This is a genomic window from Acinetobacter sp. V102_4 (assembly GCF_031799005.1).
In the GTDB taxonomy this organism is placed as follows: Bacteria; Pseudomonadota; Gammaproteobacteria; order Pseudomonadales; family Moraxellaceae; genus Acinetobacter; species Acinetobacter calcoaceticus.
Genome location: NZ_JAVQNR010000007.1, coordinates 1 through 5,753, shown reverse-complemented (window position 1 = coordinate 5,753; position 5,753 = coordinate 1). Strand labels below are relative to the sequence as shown.

7 protein-coding genes are annotated in these 5,753 nt (G+C 36.4%); 1 reads left to right on the top strand and 6 read right to left on the bottom strand.

Annotation, left to right across the window (positions count from 1 at the left end; translation table 11 throughout):
- From RMB13_RS00465 to RMB13_RS00445, 5 genes are all read right to left on the bottom strand, one after another.
- Positions 1-662 (bottom strand): hypothetical protein (locus RMB13_RS00465; RefSeq protein ID WP_311084101.1); only part of this gene is annotated, 662 nt, incomplete at its 3' end.
- A gap of 81 nt (positions 663-743) precedes the next feature.
- Entirely contained in the window at positions 744-1,769 is a 1,026-nt protein-coding gene (locus RMB13_RS00460; RefSeq protein ID WP_311084102.1) for a molecular chaperone DnaJ, read from the bottom strand.
- A 70-nt stretch (positions 1,770-1,839) separates the two neighbouring features.
- A complete protein-coding gene (locus tag RMB13_RS00455; protein WP_000682545.1) occupies positions 1,840-1,986 on the bottom strand; it encodes a hypothetical protein in 147 nt (48 codons plus the stop codon).
- A gap of 98 nt (positions 1,987-2,084) precedes the next feature.
- Positions 2,085-2,348, bottom strand: coding sequence for a hypothetical protein (locus RMB13_RS00450; RefSeq protein WP_311073080.1), 264 nt, complete (start codon positions 2,346-2,348; stop codon positions 2,085-2,087).
- A 492-nt stretch (positions 2,349-2,840) separates the two neighbouring features.
- A complete protein-coding gene (locus RMB13_RS00445; RefSeq protein WP_311084100.1) occupies positions 2,841-3,146 on the bottom strand; it encodes a hypothetical protein in 306 nt (101 codons plus the stop codon).
- Positions 3,147-3,816: 670 nt separating this feature from the next.
- Between RMB13_RS00445 and RMB13_RS00440 the strand changes: the two genes are divergently transcribed.
- Entirely contained in the window at positions 3,817-4,203 is a 387-nt protein-coding gene (locus RMB13_RS00440; protein WP_311084099.1) for a hypothetical protein, read from the top strand.
- Between the two features lie 84 nt (positions 4,204-4,287).
- Here the strand turns inward: RMB13_RS00440 and RMB13_RS00435 are convergent, their stop codons facing one another.
- On the bottom strand, positions 4,288-5,127 hold the full coding sequence (locus RMB13_RS00435; RefSeq protein WP_311084098.1) for a hypothetical protein: 840 nt from the start codon (positions 5,125-5,127) through the stop codon (positions 4,288-4,290).
- Between the last annotated feature and the right edge of the window lie 626 nt (positions 5,128-5,753).

Genomic DNA, 5,753 nt, shown 5'->3' with positions numbered 1-5,753 from the left:
ACTTGATTGCTGTTCTTATCCCAACTCACCACATACCAAGTACATTGATAACGGTCAGAATCCCATGCAGCACGATACGTTATGGTATTGCCTTGCTGGCTCCATCCTTCTACTCGTTTACTCACCTGATCCGGACTTGAACGGCCCCATACGTTCATGAGGTGTGACGCTAACATTTGATCAATATTCGGGATGGTTGCCTTTAAATCACTAGGAGCGGTTTTGATTGGCTTTAAACCATAGCGAGAGGCGTTCGAACTTAAGGTTTTTCCTTCATGGTATTCACCATCAACTTCTGAACTGAGCTTTCCTATATTCGCACCTTGTGCTTTGGCATTCTCAACCGCGGCTATAGCACCTGCAACCACTTCATCTTCAGCTTGTGAATGAGTAGATTCTGATTCTGGGTTTTCCACCATACTTTCAATTCCGGTGAAACCTGATTCAGCGGGTTCAGAGGCTGCTTGCATTGCAATAGATTGATTTTGTACTTTGGATTGTTCTAAAGCGAGTTGTGCTAACTGAAGTTCAGTTTGTCGTTTTTGATGTTGATTAAATAAAATTCCACCAGCAATCAGTACAACCATCATGACTACGGTTAACAACCAATATAACGGTGGTACCTTTTTAGTTGAGTTAGTGCTGTTGTTTATCATATTCATATCATTACCTTGAAATAGAGGATATACGGCGCTTTAGGGCTGCCTTCACTGGGGTAATATGTAAGTAAAAATTCTTTATTTTCAGTTATTGTCCAAATAGCTTTTTAATAGAGCTCTTGCCTCATTCAGTTGCTGTGCCTGGCTTTCAATCAACTGACGAACAGATTCAGGTAAGGTCTGGTATTTATCCGGATGGAACTCAGCCATCTTTTTTCGATAAGCAGTTTGTAAGGTTTGTTCAGTTAGTGATTCAGGCTGAATGTCCAGAAGTTTGCATGCTTGAAGTTGTTCACTATTTAAAGCTGAATGAGGAGACTGATTCTTTTCATCAGCTAAGCATTGATAGATAATTTGGACCAGATCAGGAAATACGGCTTTAGACACATGAGATACTCGACACAAATGGGTCATGAAAAGATCAGCCTGAGTCTGCTCAACCTGACCCAGTGCCATGGCATAAACCAGTTGTTCGATCATCTCCGTACGAAGCTTGTAAGTCAGCACATCTTTAAGTTCTGCAAAGCGATGCAATAACTCCTTATATTCAAAGTTGGGATGTTCATTCAGTAAACTTTTAATATAGTGTTGTGATGCTTCATCATTCAGCTTTGCAAAGTGATTTGATATTGCATGACTAGATTCAGCATTCCATCCACCCATATTGAATGTGATGAAATAAGCAAACAGATCAACAATCACCTTCAGTTCTGCATCAATCTGTGGTGGAGCTTGGTAGGTCTCTGTTTGTCCCTGACAGACTTCATTTAGAAATGAAGCCAATGTTCGTACTGCCCCCTTATCCAGTTGGGTAAAGGTCAAGGTTTCCATCCGATTCAGTACGATCCCATGATTAATGACGCCAAGATCTGCATCGACATGATGAATATTTTTAAAGAGATAAGCGGCTTCATCTCCAAAGCTTTCTTTATAAAAGAGTCCAGTCGCCGTTATACAAAGTCCAGCTTTAGCACTGCCAAATACCGTATCATCAATCAGCATGAGGATTTCATCTGGATGAATACCTTGAGGGAGATAACTCATAGCCCCTTGCAATTTTTTATAAGGAATAGCGGGTGCAAAATAAATATTGTCACTCGCTCTTAACATCAACATCCAACGGCTTTTCTGAAGTAATTCTCTCGATATGAATGTCATGGCATCTTCCTAGATTTAGGTACTAAAACAACCAACGTAGAAAATCAGCAGGCCAAACAAGCGCCCGCCCCAAAGAATATGAACCAGAATAAATAGGGTACTGCCAAATTAAATACAGCCAATAACCAATGACAATAGTGAAATAAAGGCCAATCAATGGATGTTTCATTATAAATTCCTCATTTTTTAGGTAAGCTTGTTGAACCCGCTGCTTATGGCAACAGGTGAAATCAAAAAGCAAACTAAGATTGAATCTGAATACAAGTTCTAAAGTTTATGTGCACATTGCTGACCAGACTTAAAAGATACCTCTTCGAAATCCTCTGGCATCCTGACTTGCATCATGCCAATCGCCTCCAGCCTCTCTTTGCCATAATGTTCTTCCATCTTGTCGTAGAAGCAAGAACAGAAACTGCGGCTCCCTCCTGTATTCCTACAGCTTTGTTTCATACCCTTTTCGAAATCAGAAGAACAACCAGTAATCATCAGAACACTGATACCAACCAAACCCATCAAAATTTTATTTTTCATCATTTTATCCAGTGATGTCGTCATGGAGCTTAGGCTTTTTTAGGCAATATGAAGCCCTGCCACGATGTATCTCACATGACATTTTTTTAGTTAAATTTTTAGACGAAAAGACCTAAAGCTTGAAGAGCCAGAAGCTCATCAAACCCTATTAAAACTAATCAGGCGGTATAAAAAGAATATGCATAGCCAACTCCTTTATATTGGGAGTTCTGCCAAAGCATTCAAGAATTATGGTGGCAGAACGAGAAAGGGTTGACAGACTGGTCTCAGAGGCCAGCACACTCGAAAGTGTCCCTCTCCCGTCCTACCGCTACGGGAGGGAACGAGGAGCTAGATATTAAAAGAAGATCTTTTAATATCTCTGAGAAATGGTCTGTCAAAACCAACTGGCAATGTAGGCCAGCACGCAAAGGATAATGCGCAAAATTTAAGGTGTCAATAAATGTATTAAAAGATTCAATTACCCACTATTAATTTAATAGATTAATTATCTTATTCAATTGTTACTTCATTTGAACAAAAGGTATTTCGCTTGATACTAACTCCAAAACCACCAGAAGCATCTCTCAATACAAAAATATAAACATCCATTAGGTCAGAATATTGTCGCCCATATTTATCATGGTAAATAATTCTTAACTTGATATCTTGTTCAAATTCGCTTTTTAAAAGTTCAAGTCGTTCTCCTATGAATTCAATATCAAGCCTAGTTTTCTGCCTTGCTGCTAACTCATAATGCTCTATATTAAAATCATCAAAATTCGAGTCCAACTCTTCAATAGTTACATGCTTTGCCACGTCTCCCCTATTTTCAATGATTATCTTAATATCTGCTACTTAATGATGATCCATATCCATAATAGAACCATCATCATAGTATTCAGGAAACTCCTTCATCGTTAGGGTAAAAGGATAACTATAGAAAGTTAAATGAGGCCGTGCTTTAAAATGTTTAATTTCTAATTCTTGCTGTGTGACGTCAAGTAACTTTCTTTGCTCTTCAACATTATTCGCTAACTCTTGAGCCTATTGATGCAATGCATCTGTGCTTGCTTTTAACTCGTGGCTTTGCATAGGATCAAAATCCAGTAATGGCTTTTGGAGTGAGTCATAGTAATTTCCCCATCTGATTATTAAGAACTAAATGATCTCCTCTATAGTTTACATAATAAAAAACAGAGAAAGTAATATGAGTTTTCTCATTAAAAATCACTCTAAGCCATCTTTACATCTCATTAAGATTCCTGCTAAATTTATTTGGGTTACTAGCCCATAATCAAGTTTAAAGAAAGCCTGACTATCCCAGTGTTACTGATCTAAATGCAATGAAATAACTAGCTTTTGCCTAACTATGCAGTTGTTCTCAATTTGTTTCGATTGAATTATCAAAATTTAACTTTAACTAAATCAGATTAATCAATAAAATTAACTCTCGCATTAAACTTAACTTGATATTTCAACCTTAGTAATGAATAACGACCTTCTATTTGTTTTATCCAATGCTTCAGAAAGCTATATTTTTCTCACTTTTAGAGCAAAAGACCTGACTCATTCTGAACGTATCGATATCATTTTAGAAGCAGAAAGAACAATAGAACCAAGTTCAAAAAGAAGAATTCACTTGATTTGGGATCATGGTTTTGGCTCAAGTGACTTAACAATATGGTCTGAGTTTCATACCGAACACAACTTAGCTTTGTCATCAATAGGAAGCTTCTTTAAAGCTTTCGAAATGATAAAGTATCCATTACCCACTTATCTAAAAGATCAAGTAAATACATCTACCCATTTTTTAGTATTTCCAAGTGAAAGTTATGTTCAGCGCTTTATAAAAAGAATATCAATGGGGGTCTAATTTTCAACTCTTGCACCGAACATAGCCAGTTTAAACCCCTTACCCATAAAGTATTATGTTTGTCATTTTGAATAATGTTTAAAATCAAACACTCTCTGTCTGAGGCTTTTCAATAATTTGATCATAAATAGTTTTATTAGCTTTAACTTTAAGATGTCTTGCAAGTATCTCCTCAGGATAGTTCTCAGAGTTCAGTATAAATATCGTTGGGAAACATTTATACAAAGTTTTTTGCTCCATGGCAGTCAACCAGTCGGACTTTTGTTTTTCTAACTTCTTTATCCTTTTTTCAATCGAGACAGGTTTAATCGGAAATTTTTCAGACTTTGGTTTTTTTAAGTTTTGCTTTTCATCTCTGATTTTCTCATCTATTTCAGCCACTTTTTCTAAGGCATACTCACGATCAAATTGTTGAAATGCTGCTGTAACTTCTAGAATTACACTTTTAGCTGCTTGTGCCGCATTATCAAATTTCCCATGTTGAGCAACATGCTGCCTTAAAATGCCATAAAAAACTTCATATTTTCGATCTAAAAATTTACGATTACGCTTTTTTACACCCCTCAACCCACTTACACGACGAATAAAAGCTTCTGGTAACCCATATAGATCGTCGAAAGCATCATCATACTGGTTAAATACCATACTTAAAATTTCTTTTTTTTCTTTCAACTCTGATGCTTGCTCTACACTCTCTTTTAGTTTTTCGAATGTCTTTATGAGTTCGGCCAGTAAAATACTACTCGTACATGCAGCACCTTCTTTTGCCTGTATCCTATCTCTCAGTTTTCTTAGAATGGATTGCTTTTCAATCTCAGTATAAATTTCTTTATTAGCCCCTACACCAAAACAATAATATGCTTTGGCATAAAGATGCTGCTCCAATTCATTCAGTTCCTCTATGCTTGGAATCACTACAGCCACTTAGTCACCTCGTCCAAAGTTAGTCCCCACACCACTAAAGTTAACATCTTTCAATGGTATTTCAATACCTTAAGATAGGATATCCACCTTTAATAAACAATGATCAATTTTAGTACCATTCACTCTTCAAGTCAGCTCAAAGAGATCAATAAACTCAAATTCATCTACCTTGAATCAGATGAAATTACTAATCACTTCAATTGTAAAGGTGAATTTTTTCGAGTAATTAATACATATAAATCAATATATAATCAATGACGCTAGCTATATTATTTTAGATTTGGCTTCAGTCCGTGAATTTTGGGTTTCCATCTACTAATCTTGTTCATGTTCTGACATCTTTCTGTTCAGTCAACAAGATGATCTGCTGTGGCAAATTGATACTTGGACCTGTTAGCCCCCGATCACCAAATACGTATTTTTTTATATGTGTTGCGTACTAATTGGAGACTAACTTTTTAAGTGCTCACCACAACAGATGAATGAAAACGCAATGGATATCCTATGGATTTTTGATTTGTTTCGGCTTGGATGTTTGGGTTATTAGTTTAATTATTATATTTATATATGAATATATTTATTAGATATAGATATGAGTTGGAGAGATTCCAGTCGATCAAACTCAT

Excerpts from the sequence above, each read along its gene's own strand:
- RMB13_RS00460 (WP_311084102.1), bottom strand. The coding sequence starts at position 1,769 with ATGTTAAGAGCGAGTGACAATATTTATTTTGCACCCGCTATTCCTTAT.
- RMB13_RS00455 (WP_000682545.1), bottom strand. The coding sequence starts at position 1,986 with ATGAAACATCCATTGATTGGCCTTTATTTCACTATTGTCATTGGTTAT.
- RMB13_RS00450 (WP_311073080.1), bottom strand. The coding sequence starts at position 2,348 with ATGAAAAATAAAATTTTGATGGGTTTGGTTGGTATCAGTGTTCTGATG.
- RMB13_RS00440 (WP_311084099.1), top strand. The coding sequence starts at position 3,817 with ATGAATAACGACCTTCTATTTGTTTTATCCAATGCTTCAGAAAGCTAT.